Here is a 13,696-nt window from a genome sequence, read left to right as displayed (position 1 = left end):
CGGAACTGACGAGGGTCCGGCCAAACAGTTTGAAAATGAAAAATTGCCAGGAATGTGGTAAGCCACTAGTAGGGCGGGTAGATAAAAAGTTCTGCTCGGATATGTGCCGGAACAGCTACAATAACCGGCTGAATTCAGATTCTTACAACATTGTAAGAAATATGAATAACCAACTCCGCAAGAATCGCCGTATTCTCGAAGAACTGTGCCCGGATGATAAATCCAAGATTACCAAGCACGTCCTGATAGCCAAAGGTTTTGATTTTAACCTCATCACCAATATCCGCCCGACATTAAAGGGGAGTATTTATCACTTCGTGTACGACTATGGCTACCTGGAACTGGAAAACGATTTTTATCTGATCGTGAAAGATAAACGACTGGAGAAATAGATATTTTTGCACGAATTCAAATTACCACCGATGAAGAAAGTAAGCCTCAGCGATTCCGGGCCAAAGGTCTCAGAAGCAATTTATGGTTTCTGGAGATGGACCGACGAAGGTGCTATCACCACCGCCCAAATTGAAAAGACCGTCAATCTCTGCCTTGAACTGGGCATCAATACATTCGACCACGCTGACGTTTACGGCGACCAGACCATTGAAGAGCATTTTGGAAAGATTATCCGGAACAGGTCATTCAAAAGGGAAGACATTGTTTTGTTTAGTAAATGTGGGATCAGAACTTCTGAAAACAAGTATCTTACCTACTATGATAACTCCCGGGAGCATATTATCAACAGTATCAATGGTTCGTTGAAAAGACTCAAAACAGATTACCTGGATATTTTCCTTTTGCATCAAAGCGATCTGCTCGCCGACCCTGAAGAAACTGCGATGGCACTGGCTGAGATCGTAACTTCTGGAAAAGCCAAGCACATCGGCGTGGCCAACTTTACTGTTTTTCAGCACCAGTTGCTTGCCTCTTACCTGCGTATCCCTATTGTTACCAATCATATCGAGCTCAATCTGATGAATACGACGGCCATTGAAGACGGCCGGATCGATTTTATCAAACAAAGTTTCAGCAAACCGCTGGCCTGGGCACCACTCGCGGGCGGGAAAATCCTGAACGGAACAGATGATAAAGCGGTCAGACTGAGATCAAAGCTGGATGAGATCGGAAAAAAATATGACGCAAATATCGAGCAGACTGCCGTGGCCTGGTTAATGAAGCTGGGTACTTTACCCATTATCGGATCACTTTCCGAAACACGCATCCGCAATGGGGCAAGTGCATCGGACATTAAACTGACCCGGGAAGACTGGTACGAAATCTACCAGGTGGTCGGAAAATAAATCAGAAGCGGGGTATTGTTCATTTACTCAGGACAATACTCCATTCACTTCCACTCAGTACTTTATATTTTTCCGAGAAGTTGCCCATATTGATGCCGAGTGAAAAGTTAAGCAGGCTGTTAAAATAGCCGACATCCGCACCTTCTTTCACCTCCCCAAATGTGTTGACAAACTTTACCTTCCCTTCGTACACTTTGTCACCCGCTTTGAAAACCTGCACTTTCACATCGTCTCCGATGCGCACATTTAGTTGATCGAAATGCGCTCTGTCAATGTTGGTCCATACATTACCGTACTGAATATCCAGGATCGGGATAGCGCCCAGGATTTTCCCTTTTTCAAAAGAAGGCTTTTGGTAAGGAATCGAGATGACATTAGCTGACAATTTCGGTCCTACCTGCTCAAAAGATATTACTTTCGCTGCCAGCCGCGCGCCTGTGTATGCGTATACGTCACGCCCGTGAAAGGTGTACGACGCACCTGAATTTTTCCGCCGGTTAACCGCTTCATCAATTTCCCTCACCTCCCCGATCCCCATTTGCTCCGCCACGAGCGTCAATGTGCCATTGTCGGGAGTAACAAAGTAATGTCCCGATTTCGTCAGCAAAACCACTGACTTTCGCTCGGTCCCCACGCCCGGATCTACTACCGAAACGAAAACTGTTCCGGCCGGCCAGTACGGTGCGGTCTGTACCAGCCTATAAGCCGCCTCCCAGATATTATATGCAGGAATCTCATGCGTTACGTCATACAACCTGATGTCCGGGGAAACACCCGTCGCTACACCCTTCATGGCTGAAACGGCTCCGTCCTTTAAACCGAAATCGGATTGAAAAACGACAGTATTATTTTGGGCCGAGGCCGTGAGCGAAGCGATGAAAAGAACCACCAGCGGTAATTTGTGCAGCATAGTCACGCGTTTTTGTTTTCCTGAAATAAACAAAAATTATTGCCTGAATCAATCTTTCAACTGCTTGGCGTCCAGCTTCCTGATGATCTCCTTTTTACTGAAAAGCAATCGCCAAACCGCGAAAGTCGTGTCCTGTGCACTCATGCACTTTTTACAAACAATACTTTCCGCTGATACAGGCGCATTATATACCAGCATAGTGTCGTTCAGCTGCTGCAAATTATCACCGGCAGTCGCCTTGCTTCTGGCACTGTAAAGGTAAGCATCCAATATTTCACGCTCTTTCGGCGACAGAGCCGGGTTTTTCAGGTCGGCAGCTCCCATAAGCTCGACTTTGACGCCATATTCTTTTTGTAAGGCCGCGACAACCGGAATTCCCGACAGATTTTTGCAGAGTGCCACCCCGGACCCGGGATTTTTCTCCAATTCGCTTTTCAAAGTCTTTTCGGCGATCTGCGCTATTTTCTTTCCCCATTCGTCGGCCGCATAAACAAGCTGCGTGTTGGTAACCCGTTTGATTTGCGATGCTTTGATCTCCCGGCTCAATTCCTTGGTATTTTCAATGCGGCCACTTTTAAAATCACATCCGGCAAGAATTCCGGTTATCGCTGCGATGTATAATAACTGTTTCATATTCCGTAAATGTTAGTCTGATGTACCCTCTTTCCGCACCCAACCCGTCATAACATGCATATGGCGTCTTGAAATCATTCATTTAGCTAAAATGCGTATCTTTGTGCCCCGAATGCGTCGTGCCAAAGATATCCAATAAAGATGATCGATAAATTAGAAGCTATAAAAGAACGTTTTGAAGAGGTTTCTCAACAAATTATACAACCGGAAGTTGTCTCCGACTCTACACGCTATTCCAAGATCAGCAAAGAATACAAAGATCTCGGCAAGATTGTAGAGCAATATGTGATTTACCAAAAATTGCAAAAGGACATAGCCGGGACCAAGGAACTTATAGCTACTGAAAAAGACGAGGATCTGAGAGAAATGGCCAAGGAGGAACTCGATGAGCTGGTGCCACGCCTGGACGAACTTGAACAGACGATCAAAGAACTCCTGATCCCCAAAGATCCTAACGACAGCCGTAACATCATCCTCGAAATCCGCGGCGGCACCGGTGGCGACGAGGCGGCCATCTTTGCGGGAGACCTTTTCAGGATGTACCAGCGCTTCTTCGAGAAAATGGGGTGGCGCTCGTCCGTCATGGACTATACCGAGGGAACCAACGGCGGCTACAAGGAGATCATCTGCAAGGTCGAGGGAGAAGATGTATATGGCAAAATGAAGTTCGAATCGGGTGTACACCGCGTGCAACGCGTTCCGCAGACCGAGTCTCAGGGCCGGATCCACACTTCTGCCGCCTCCGTTGCGGTACTGCCCGAAGCCGAAGAAGTGGATGTACAAATCAACATGAACGACGTTCGCGTGGATACATTCCAATCGTCAGGCGCGGGTGGACAGTCGGTTAATACAACCTATTCGGCGGTCCGTCTTACCCACATCCCATCCGGACTTGTGGTGAGCTGCCAGGATGAGCGTTCGCAGTTGAAAAACAAAGACCGGGCATTGAGCGTCCTTCGTTCGAGGCTATACGAGATCGAGTTGAAAAAACACAATGATGCGATCAGTTCTCAACGTAAATCCATGGTAGGAAGCGGAGACCGTTCTGACAAGATCCGGACATATAACTACCCGCAAAGCCGCATTACAGACCATCGCATAGGTTACACGGTTTACAACCTTCCCGCCGTAATGGAAGGCGACATCGCCGAGCTGATCGAGAAACTACGCATCGCGGAAAATGCGGAGAGAATGCAGGAGGGTGAAACTGTATAAATATTATTTCGCCGGGTACAACTCGCCATAGGTCTTGGCCTTATAGCTCTCGAAATCCTGCTTTTTGTGATAATCTTCTCCGAAAAAGGTGATGATCTGATGGAATTCCTTCGCTTTCAGATATCCGGGAAGCGGCTGAATCATGTTGAATTTATCGTCCAGGAAAACAGTGGTAGGATAACTCGGTTGGTTGTTGGTAAGCGCCAATGCGATTTCGTTGATGCCGCGACCTCCCTGGGCCAGGTATTTGAATTTCTTGTCGCCAAGTGTGATCGCCTCTTTCTGTTCTGCGTCCAGCTTTACAGCATAATATTTCTTGTTAATATAGTCGACCACCGCTTTGTCCTTGAAAGTTTCACGGTCCATTACCTTGCACCAGCCGCACCAGTCGGTGTAAACGTCGATCACCACCTTGCGGGGCTCCTTTTGAATTTTGGCAAAGGCTTCCTCGATGGTGAGCCATTGGATCCCTTCTGCGGGTTTACTGGCTTTATCCGCTTTGAAACCTGCCAGGATTATCAGCATCAGCGGAAATATCAAAAGCGATGACAGGAATCGTTTCATGGTATTTTTGATTTCTTTTTGTTTAAACAAACCTCCCACACAAATCGTTACCCGGCATCTCAAATGCTATTCAATAATCAGCAAGCCAGGAAAGCTGTCCCAATTTTACGCATTTTTTGACGAAACAAAACACAGGAGATTGATATCAATGCCTTTGCCTCAAACGTGCGGCTTTAAGCGCTTTTACTTTTGGCAAAAGAAACGAGTATTCCTCCGGCAATGATGAGAAACATCCCCGCGAGCATGGAAACAGAAGGGATCGCTTCACCCATCAGAAATCCGATCAGGACGGAAAACAGGATATTGGAATAACCGATCGCAGCGACACGACCGGCTTTGTCATAGGTAAACGATTGTGTCAGCATCCTTTGCCCAAGCAACGCGGTCAGTCCCAGCGCCAGAAAACCCAGCCATTGAAACACGTTCTCCGGCCATTTGAATGTTCCGATCAGAAAATCCAAGTGCGCTATCGGATAATAGGTGCCCACCAGCATCGAAAGGATGGGCATCACGATCCCGCTCAGCATAAAGGAAAGAATGATCGCGCGTGTGTCATACACGACTCCCAATTGCCTGATCGACAAATAGGATATGGCCGTCAGCAATGCGTTGCCGAGTCCCAGCGCATTATCCCGGAAAGAGCTCGACAGATCGGGGCGAAACACAAAAAGGATGCCGGTAAATCCGACGAAGATCGCCATCCATTCCTTCGAATTCAACGTCTCTCCGATCAGAAGCCAGGAAAACAATGCGAGGAAAATCGGATAGGTATACTGGTAAGTAGAAGCCCGTCCCAGGCCAAGGGTTTGAATAGCGTAAAAAAGCATGTAAAGCGACAATGTGCCGACCACGCCCCGGAAAATAAGCAGTCCCAGCTTCCCGCCTTCCTGGCGCAATGGCCGCCTCCGGATGCTGCTGATCACAAAAACAACGCCGACTATGTTCCTGAAAAAAACGAGTTGTACCGTATGGAAATCCTTACCAAGCCATTTGGAGATAGCCGAAGTAAGCGAGAAGAAAAACGCAGCCCCGAGCATGAGGTAGATGCCTTTATAAGACGAAGTCGCAGGAAAATTTTCAGTAGTAGCCGCCAACGGGATCAGAATTTGCCGCAAAGATAGCGCTTATCACAAACAACCAAAAGTCATTGAAAATGCCTAACTTTGCGCCGCTTGGTGCCATAAACCACTTCTAATCAGCGGTTAGGCTTAATAGGGAATTCCGTGAGAACCGGAAACTGTCCCCGCAACTGTAAGTCAGCAATAAACGGACCGATCTTCATGCCACTGTTTCCGAACGGGAAGGCCCCGGATCCCAATGATGAGCCAGGAGACCTGCCAGAGCGTTTGATCTGATGTTTTCGGAGGAAAAACCAAAGATCACCGCCAATCCATTGCTTTGCTGGGGTGACTGCCGACCGGAAATTTTTTATCTTTTTGATACTTTGGGTGAGCTCAGCCTTACCGGCGCGTCTCTATGCCCAAAGCGACTCCATCGACCTGGATCCGGTTGTTATCAAAGGTTTTGTTCCTCAGAAGTTTATGAGTGGCCTTAAAATCCAAACCATGGATTCCGCATCTCTCGCCCAGTTCCGTTTTCAGAACATCGGTGACGCATTATCAGCCTACACGCCGATTGCATTCAAAAACTACGGACCTGCCCAACTGAGTACCGCCTCCTTTCGCGGCACATCTGCCAATCACACTGCCGTGCTGTGGAACGGACTGAATATTAATGCGCCTACGCTCGGGCAAACCGATTTTTCCACCATTCCGGTTGTTGGTTTTGACCGATTGTCTGTCCAGTACGGCGCCTCCGCCAGCATTATAGGCACCGATGCCGTGGGAGGCAGCATTTTGCTGGACAGCAAGCCGTCCGCCGGACGCTTTGGCATTAGCCTTGGGAGGCAGCAAGAAAGTTTCCGAAATCATCAGAGCCAGGCTAATGTCCGGTACACCCTACCGTTGACAGGCCAATGGACGATTTCGGGCAAGACCGTTGTGTACAGCGGACGCATGAACAATGACTACCCTTACGAAACAAGGAGCAATTACGCGGTACTGCTGACAGAAACTGCTCAAAAAGGTATTGTACAGGACCTGTTTCTGCAATCCCCGAGCGATCAGGAGATTTCGGCACACGTCTGGCTCACCAGCAACAAACTTATACTGACGCCGACTGATGAAGCGGGCCGAGAAATGACGCTCACCGAGGCGTATCGTACCATGTTGCGTTATCGGATCAAGACGTTCACCATCCGCACCGCGTGGGTACGCGATATTATTGACTATGCAAAAGGAGACCTCTCCCGCCCCGACCACTCGGTTACAGACAAGCTGGCTACCCGGGTTGAAAAAGATTTCACATTGAATATGGGTCGCTCACTCCATCCAATATCGCTCAAAACCGGTGCTGAATGGACGCATTTCCGTTCGGAAGTGCCCGGCTATGCCCACACTCCGGTAACTGAAAACCGCACCGATTTTTTTGTTCTGAGCCGCTGGCAGGTCATCGACCGCCTGACCTTTTCTGCTAATTTCCGGCAGGCTTTGGTCACCGGCTACAATCCGCCATTCACGCCTTCACTGGGGGCTGAATACAATTTGATAAGAAACGATCGGCATCGCGTAATCATAAAAGGCTCCCTCGGGCGCAGCTACCGGACTCCCACCCTGAATGAACGTTACTGGAAAGATCTCGGGAACCCGGATATTAAACCCGAAAGCGGCTGGAACAAAGAGCTGGGCGTTGAGCACACTTTCAAACCGGAACCGGGAAATGCCTTACGCATTTCACTGACAGCCTATCACAATCGTATCAAAGACTGGACGTATTGGAATCCTTCGAGGAAATACCGGGTCGAAAACCTGCAACAGGTACTCGCCCGCGGTATCGAGCTGCAACTAGGTTACGTCTGCCGGACGGGGGCAACCAGGTTAGGATGGGACGCCGGCTACGCATTCAATAAGAGCTCTCAGGAAAAGGCTTATGACAATTATTCGCAGGATATAATAGGAAAGCAGCTTGTCTTTGTCCCCCTTCACAGCACCAATATGAATGCATTTGCCCTGTATAAATCGACGAAAATCACCGGTCAGTTCCAGGCTGTTGGCAAACGTTTCACAACTTTCGATAACTCACAATCCTTCGACGGATACGGGTTGATCAACATTCTGGCCGAAACCGCCATCTCCTGGAAGCCTTTCAAGGCGCACATTCAGGGGCAGGTGCGGAATGTCACGAATGCTTTTTATCTGAATGTGCGTAACAACGCGATGCCGGGAAGAAGTTTTGCATTAAGTTTAACCTTTAGTTACGATTCTCAATAAATCAATGAAAATGAAAAAACAGTTAGCCAGTTCATTAGCAGTAGCCCTTTCTACGCTCGCGGTATGGTCGTGTAACCAAAGTGATCCTGCACCGAAGGGTGACTACGTAAGTGGCGTTTTTGTAATGAATGAAGGTAATTTTTCACAAAATAACGGGGCTATTTCATACTTCCCGCGTGAACGGAGCACAGCTGACGCGGATATTTTCGCAGCTGCAAACGGTACTGCATTAAAAGGCGGTGTACAGGATTACGTGGCATCAAATGGAAAAGGAATAATTCTGGTCGACAATTCTGCAACGGGACAAGACAAAGTGGAATTTGTAGACAGTTATACTTTCAAAAGCGAGGGTACCATTGGCGCACCAGATATCGAAAACCCGCGAGAAGTGGTCATTGTCAATAATAAGGCCTATGTATCGTGCTGGGGAACCAACGCAGACTTGAAATATAAGACGGGATATGTTGCAGTCGTCGATCTGGACAGTAAGAAGGTTACGAAAAAAATCAACATTGCTGACGGACCGGAGAACCTCGCCTATCACAATGGAAAGTTATTTGTTGGAACAACGCCATGGGGCCAGGGGACAAAACTCGCCGTCATCAACACTACATCTGACCTGGCTGGCGATCCTATCTCATTTGAAGGAGCCACCAATCCGATAGGTATAGATGTAAACGGCAAACTTTGGGTTCAGGCTGGCGGGAAGGTAGCGCGCATTAATACGGAAAGCTCGACCGTGGAAGCTACGTTAAGCATTGCCACCGGCGGTTTCAAGACGCCGGGTAACTTTGCATTCAGTGCCGACCTTAAATCGATATTCTTTGTGCTCTCGTGGTATGACGATAAAAATCAGGAACATGGCGCCACCTATAAATTCGCCATTACCGACTCTCAAATCGCAATGAACACCCCATTGATTCCGCGCGTTTTCAGCGGATTGTCAGTCGACCCGTCACAAGGGTTATTGTATGCGGGTGTCACCCCTTCGTACGCTCAGGCTGGTTATGCAGTACGCTACCGGGCAGACGGCAGCCTGGTCGACTCGCTAAAAGTAGGTGTTGCCCCAACAGGGTTTTTCTTCCAGTAACGAGAATGCCCCGGGCAACCCCGGGGCATTCCTGCTTGTTAAGCATTCTTCCATTTGATGCCACATCCGATCGCCCTCGCAGAGGGTGTCGTTACAGCTGTCTTACCTTCCAACAGCTCATTCACTGCATTTTCCACGTATTTTTGACTGGCCGCAGCGGGATCACCCTGGTTATTATCGATGGCACCGATGTAAGCGACCTTAAACTTTCCTCCAACTTTTCTAACGACGAACATATGCGGTGTATTGGTTGCGCCAAAGGCCCGCGTTACTGTCTGGCTCTCGTCCGCAAGGTATGGAAATCCGTATTTCTTTGACTTGGCGCGCTGTTGCATCGCAGCGAAAGAATCCCCGGGAGACGCAGTGACATCATTAGGCTGGATAGCGACAACCGGGTAGCCTTTTGCCGCATATTGATCGTTCAGCGCAATGATCCGGTCCTCATATGCCTTCGCTATCGGACAAGTATTGCAGGTGAATGCAATAATGTAGCCTTTCACTTCCTGCCGATCCGCCAGTGATACCATTTTACCATCAACTCCTTTCAGACTGAAATCCTTAACCTCATCACCGATTTTGTAGCCGTTAGTCACAAAAGCAGCTCCCTGAATGCAAAACGCCAGTAGCAGCGCAAAAAACGATGCGGATTGTCTCTTTTTCATAAGGATCAGAGTTTATAATTGATTGATAATAGTTTGCAGCTCTCCCTCTTTCACGGGTTTTCCGATAAATTTCCTAACCTCTCTTTTCGCGTTCAAAATCAACGTCATGGGCAATGCGCCAGACCATTCGGGTACCAGCTTATCGACCCAGCTATTCAGGTCCGGCTCATCGAGTAATACGACCTTTGACTTTATTTTCCGCTGCTTCACGAATGGCTTGACTTTTGTCTCCAGTGTTTTGATATCATCCATACTTACAAGCAGCACCCGCAGCTTTTGTTGGGTTTTATTCAATCCTTCAAAATAGGGTAGCTCCTTGACACAAGGCCCGCACCACGTTGCCCAGAAGTTGATCACATTCAAGGTGTCATCCTGCGTGGTTAATATCCGGTGCAAGTCGCCGAATTTGATCACTTTCACTGACTGCGCATGAACCAATCTGCAAAAGCAAGAAAGTATGATCGTTAAATACCAGACGTACCGTTTCATGTGCCCAGATTTCCAAAAAAATTATACCAGCGAGAAAGACAAGCCGATGATTATGAACAATATAAATAAAACAAAAAAGTCTCCTTTTGGGAGACTTTCATATGCCTGGCACCGTGCCACGTTATTACTTGAAAAATCCTTGCGGATCGGGCATTTTGGCCTTTAACAGTTCCACAAAATCCAGGTTCAATTGGTTGAAATCCAACGTACGCCCTTTATGCAAATGCTCCCATGACTTGTCGAGCTCATTGAGATTATAATGCAGCAAAGCGAGGTTGTACTGCCCCAATGCATAGGAAGAATCGATCGAAACCGCATGTTTCAGCAATGCACTTGCTTCATCCAGTTCTTCTTTACGGCTGGTGATCGCATATAATTTAAGTTCAACCGTCGACAAATCCACGAGCAACGGGACATTGTCGCCTTGCAGGCTCACGCCTTTGGTCAACATCCTTTTGGCATCCACCCAGTTTTCACGCTGGTAAGAAACTACACCCAACCCCCAGTAGGCTTCTACATTCTTATCGTTCAATAACTGGGCGAGGTTGAAACGGTAGCAGGCTGTGTCAAGCGAACCTTCCTGCAAATACTCCCAGGCACGGGTAGCAAAAAAACTGCTGGCCTCGGCTCGGGTGGAAAACGATTTATCGCATTCACTCAGGAACTTAATCTCTTCATCGATCTGCTCCGAGGTTTTGCTCACTTCTCCGAATAGTGGGAGAATGCGTCTTTCCTTTAATTCAAGGGGCTTTTTGGGAGCAACGTTTGTATCTGTACTTGGACCCGCGCTTGCCAGATGCGTGTTTTGGGCAAAGCCCATTACAGGTATCAAAAAGGCAAGCCAAATTACAACAGACTCTTTCATAATTGACTTTAATAGAAGACAGGTTTTCTATTGTCCAAGTTAAACGGTTTTCTTCGATTTGTATTGCATTATCTGCGTTTACTTCTTCCTCCTGCTCCACGATGCCCCTTACCGGTATTCCCTGATATCTTCCTGGCCGTCGGTATGTATCTTTTCTTTTCATGAAAGGCCCCTTTGAAGGTCGGATCCTCTTTCCGGCGCTGGTTGTCGATTTCACGAAGCATATCCTGTTGCTCCTGAAAAGGAGTTTCTGCGATGTCTACTTCGTCCGGAAATTCTGCTCGGGGAATCTCAGTCCTGATCATCGCTTCAATTTTCCTGATATGGTATTCGTCGGCGATCGTCATGAATGTGATTGCATTGCCCAGATGGTTGGCACGACCCGTGCGGCCGATCCGGTGTACGTAATCCTCGTAGATCAGCGGCACATCGAAGTTAATCACATGGCTCACCTCTGTAATGTCGATACCGCGTGCCACTACGTCGGTTGCTACCATCACCCGGATCTGCCCTTCGCGAAATGCCTCCATGGCATTGATTCTGGTATTCTGTCCCTTATTGGCATGAATAACCCGCAGCTCCTCTTCCCGAACGACCCGGTTTAGCAGGTTCTGGTGTACAAGCCCGGCCACCTCGCGGCTGCGCGTAAACACGAGCACACGTGTAAGTACCTCGCGAGCTTTTAGTAAATGAGTAAGTAAATTGATTTTTGTGCGAAAGTTCGGCACTTCGTACAACGACTGGGATACCATCTCCGCAGCTGTCGCCTGTGGCGTGATTTCAATGCGTGTGGGGAATTCCAGGAATTCATGGGACAAGTGCTCGACTTTCCCGGAGAATGTTGCCGAAAAGAGCATGTTCTGCCTTTTACGCGGAATGATTTCCAGCAATTTCCGGATTTGGGGCATAAAACCCATGTCCATCATCTTGTCGGCCTCGTCGAGTACCATTGCATTAAGATGCTTCACCACAATTTCCTCCTGGAAATAAAGGTCCATAAAACGGCCCGGTGTTGCAACGATAATGTCCACACCTTTCCTGAGTGCTTCAATCTGCGTTTTCGGACCCACGCCGCCGTACAAGACGACCGTCCGGATATCGGTATACTTTCCGAGCTGGATAATAGCTTCGGAAATCTGCATGGCCAGTTCCCGGGTGGGGGCCATGATCAATGCCCGCGGATGCTGTCCCTGGGCATATTTGATACGCATCAATAGTGGTAATGTATAAGCAGCAGTCTTACCGGTGCCCGTCTGCGCTATACCCAGGATATCCTGACCAGCCATGGCGACGGGTATAGCCTGCTCCTGAATAGCGGTCGGTTCGGTGTATCCTGCTTCTTCAATCGCATTGAGCAATTGGCGGTTGAGCTTGAATTGCTCGAATAGGTTTTGCGTAGTTTGCATGGTGCAAAGTTACGAAAACTAAAACGGTAGCCCGTCATCAGCCCTTCACAACGTCATCCACGAGACTCGACGAGCCGATGTACAGCGGCGACCGCTGATGAAAAGACTGCGGTATAATATCGAGAATGTTACCAAAACCGTCGCTGGCTTTACCCCCGGATTTTTCAGCTATGAATGCTAGCGGGTAACATTCATAGAGCAGACGCAGTTTGCCTTTCGGGTCTTTTTGAGTAGATGGATAAAGATAAATGCCCCCTTTCAGCATGTTTCGGTGGAAATCTCCTACCAGTGAGCCGATGTAACGCGCACTGAAATTCCTTGACTTGCATTGGGCGATGTACTGTTGTACAAATGCCGGATAGCTGTGGTAGTGGCCTTCGTTGACAGAATAGATCGTTCCATCGTCCGGCGTACCCATGTTCTTGTGCGACAGGATAAACTCACCCAGCGAATGATCGTACGTAAAACCATTGACCCCGTCACCTGTGCAATACACCAGCATCGTGGACGATCCGTAAAGAATATAGCCCGCGGCCACCTGCTTACGTCCCCCCTGCAAGAAATCAGCCATCGAGGCGGGTTCATTAATAGGTGTAACACGGCGATAAATAGAAAAAATCGTCCCGATCGAAACATTGACGTCGATGTTCGAAGAGCCATCCAGAGGATCCATAGCTACCACATATTTGCCGTGGTTGTTTCCGGTGTGGATAATGTCTTCTTCCTCTTCCGACAAGATGGCACAAACTTCTCCGCCATTTTTCAATGCACGAATGAAACGGATGTTGGCAACGATATCCAGTTTCTGTTGATTTTCGCCTTGCACATTTTCGGTCCCGCTCCCACCGGTAATATCGATCAGGCCAGCCCTATTGATTTCCCTGTTGATAATCTTTCCCGCGAGGGCAATATCCCTGAGGAGTTGGGACAACTCACCCGTTGCATAAGGAAATGCACTTTGGCTGTGCATGATAAACCGGTCGAGCGTTACGCCCACCGGCAGGGCCAATTCTTGTGCTGTTTTCGTCGCCATAGTCAATTGAGTTACATCGGATTGGCACGAAAGTTACACCCTGATTTTTCCTATTTCCAAACAGTTTGAGCTAATAAAATTTTTTAAAAATTAATATAATTTTATCTCCATTAAATCATCGATTAATCCTAAGGGTGAGCTATTTAGCTAGTCGTCTCCTTGCACTTTTTAAATGTCCAGACGACATTAATCGAATATTGTG

At 48.0% G+C, this 13,696-nt stretch carries 14 protein-coding genes and 1 riboswitch; of the genes, 5 read left to right on the top strand and 9 right to left on the bottom strand.

Features of this window, described 5'->3' with window-relative positions:
• Positions 1-35: 35 nt before the first annotated feature.
• Positions 36-392 carry a DNA gyrase inhibitor YacG gene (locus BP71_RS31565; RefSeq protein ID WP_496385619.1) on the top strand — a complete coding sequence of 119 codons (357 nt, stop codon included), beginning with the start codon at positions 36-38 and terminating at the stop codon, positions 390-392.
• 30 nt (positions 393-422) lie between these two features.
• Positions 423-1,298, top strand: coding sequence for an aldo/keto reductase (locus BP71_RS31560; RefSeq protein ID WP_496385618.1), 876 nt, complete (start codon positions 423-425; stop codon positions 1,296-1,298).
• A 19-nt stretch (positions 1,299-1,317) separates the two neighbouring features.
• On the opposite strand, the gene BP71_RS31555 is transcribed toward BP71_RS31560, so the two are convergent.
• On the bottom strand, positions 1,318-2,208 hold the full coding sequence (locus tag BP71_RS31555) for an SAM hydrolase/SAM-dependent halogenase family protein (RefSeq protein WP_496385617.1): 891 nt from the start codon (positions 2,206-2,208) through the stop codon (positions 1,318-1,320).
• Positions 2,209-2,256: 48 nt separating this feature from the next.
• Positions 2,257-2,841, bottom strand: a complete 585-nt coding sequence (locus BP71_RS31550) for a hypothetical protein (protein ID WP_496385616.1) — start codon at positions 2,839-2,841, stop codon at positions 2,257-2,259.
• 141 nt (positions 2,842-2,982) lie between these two features.
• Here BP71_RS31550 and prfA point away from each other — a divergent pair, with 141 nt between their 5' ends.
• A complete protein-coding gene (prfA, locus tag BP71_RS31545; RefSeq protein WP_496385615.1) occupies positions 2,983-4,056 on the top strand; it encodes a peptide chain release factor 1 in 1,074 nt (357 codons plus the stop codon).
• Positions 4,057-4,059: 3 nt separating this feature from the next.
• Here prfA and BP71_RS31540 read toward each other — a convergent pair whose 3' ends face one another.
• On the bottom strand, positions 4,060-4,620 hold the full coding sequence (locus BP71_RS31540; RefSeq protein ID WP_496385614.1) for a thioredoxin family protein: 561 nt from the start codon (positions 4,618-4,620) through the stop codon (positions 4,060-4,062).
• 173 nt (positions 4,621-4,793) lie between these two features.
• The gene (locus tag BP71_RS31535; RefSeq protein WP_496385612.1) at positions 4,794-5,735 is read right to left on the bottom strand and encodes a DMT family transporter; all 942 of its coding nucleotides are present in this window, start codon (positions 5,733-5,735) and stop codon (positions 4,794-4,796) included.
• A gap of 41 nt (positions 5,736-5,776) precedes the next feature.
• Positions 5,777-5,977: riboswitch (cobalamin riboswitch) on the top strand.
• A 91-nt stretch (positions 5,978-6,068) separates the two neighbouring features.
• On the opposite strand from BP71_RS31535, the gene BP71_RS31530 reads away from it, so the two are divergent.
• Positions 6,069-7,949, top strand: coding sequence for a TonB-dependent receptor plug domain-containing protein (locus BP71_RS31530; protein ID WP_496385610.1), 1,881 nt, complete (start codon positions 6,069-6,071; stop codon positions 7,947-7,949).
• Positions 7,950-7,959: 10 nt separating this feature from the next.
• The gene (locus BP71_RS31525) at positions 7,960-9,039 is read left to right on the top strand and encodes a YncE family protein (RefSeq protein WP_496385609.1); all 1,080 of its coding nucleotides are present in this window, start codon (positions 7,960-7,962) and stop codon (positions 9,037-9,039) included.
• Between the two features lie 38 nt (positions 9,040-9,077).
• Here BP71_RS31525 and BP71_RS31520 read toward each other — a convergent pair whose 3' ends face one another.
• The 5 genes from BP71_RS31520 to fbp form a co-directional block, all read right to left on the bottom strand.
• Positions 9,078-9,701 carry a thioredoxin family protein gene (locus tag BP71_RS31520; protein ID WP_496385608.1) on the bottom strand — a complete coding sequence of 208 codons (624 nt, stop codon included), beginning with the start codon at positions 9,699-9,701 and terminating at the stop codon, positions 9,078-9,080.
• 12 nt (positions 9,702-9,713) lie between these two features.
• Positions 9,714-10,190: a TlpA family protein disulfide reductase gene (locus BP71_RS31515; RefSeq protein WP_496385607.1), complete on the bottom strand. Its 477-nt coding sequence runs from the start codon at positions 10,188-10,190 to the stop codon at positions 9,714-9,716.
• 124 nt (positions 10,191-10,314) lie between these two features.
• A complete protein-coding gene (locus BP71_RS31510; RefSeq protein ID WP_496385606.1) occupies positions 10,315-11,055 on the bottom strand; it encodes a tetratricopeptide repeat protein in 741 nt (246 codons plus the stop codon).
• A gap of 68 nt (positions 11,056-11,123) precedes the next feature.
• The gene (locus BP71_RS31505; protein WP_496385605.1) at positions 11,124-12,461 is read right to left on the bottom strand and encodes a DEAD/DEAH box helicase; all 1,338 of its coding nucleotides are present in this window, start codon (positions 12,459-12,461) and stop codon (positions 11,124-11,126) included.
• A gap of 37 nt (positions 12,462-12,498) precedes the next feature.
• On the bottom strand, positions 12,499-13,494 hold the full coding sequence (gene fbp / locus BP71_RS31500) for a class 1 fructose-bisphosphatase (RefSeq protein ID WP_496385604.1): 996 nt from the start codon (positions 13,492-13,494) through the stop codon (positions 12,499-12,501).
• Between the last annotated feature and the right edge of the window lie 202 nt (positions 13,495-13,696).

Source organism: Dyadobacter ginsengisoli DSM 21015, from assembly GCF_059568735.1.
Note: the sequence above shows the minus strand (reverse complement) of the source record. Positions and strands in the feature narration are given on the sequence as shown.

Coding starts and splice junctions, on each gene's coding strand:
- BP71_RS31520 (WP_496385608.1), bottom strand. CDS start 9,701: ATGAAAAAGAGACAATCCGCATCGTTTTTTGCGCTGCTACTGGCGTTT.
- BP71_RS31565 (WP_496385619.1), top strand. CDS start 36: ATGAAAAATTGCCAGGAATGTGGTAAGCCACTAGTAGGGCGGGTAGAT.
- BP71_RS31555 (WP_496385617.1), bottom strand. CDS start 2,208: ATGCTGCACAAATTACCGCTGGTGGTTCTTTTCATCGCTTCGCTCACG.
- fbp (WP_496385604.1), bottom strand. CDS start 13,494: ATGGCGACGAAAACAGCACAAGAATTGGCCCTGCCGGTGGGCGTAACG.
- BP71_RS31525 (WP_496385609.1), top strand. CDS start 7,960: ATGAAAAAACAGTTAGCCAGTTCATTAGCAGTAGCCCTTTCTACGCTC.
- BP71_RS31540 (WP_496385614.1), bottom strand. CDS start 4,620: ATGAAACGATTCCTGTCATCGCTTTTGATATTTCCGCTGATGCTGATA.
- prfA (WP_496385615.1), top strand. CDS start 2,983: ATGATCGATAAATTAGAAGCTATAAAAGAACGTTTTGAAGAGGTTTCT.
- BP71_RS31550 (WP_496385616.1), bottom strand. CDS start 2,841: ATGAAACAGTTATTATACATCGCAGCGATAACCGGAATTCTTGCCGGA.
- BP71_RS31510 (WP_496385606.1), bottom strand. CDS start 11,055: ATGAAAGAGTCTGTTGTAATTTGGCTTGCCTTTTTGATACCTGTAATG.
- BP71_RS31515 (WP_496385607.1), bottom strand. CDS start 10,190: ATGAAACGGTACGTCTGGTATTTAACGATCATACTTTCTTGCTTTTGC.
- BP71_RS31560 (WP_496385618.1), top strand. CDS start 423: ATGAAGAAAGTAAGCCTCAGCGATTCCGGGCCAAAGGTCTCAGAAGCA.
- BP71_RS31505 (WP_496385605.1), bottom strand. CDS start 12,461: ATGCAAACTACGCAAAACCTATTCGAGCAATTCAAGCTCAACCGCCAA.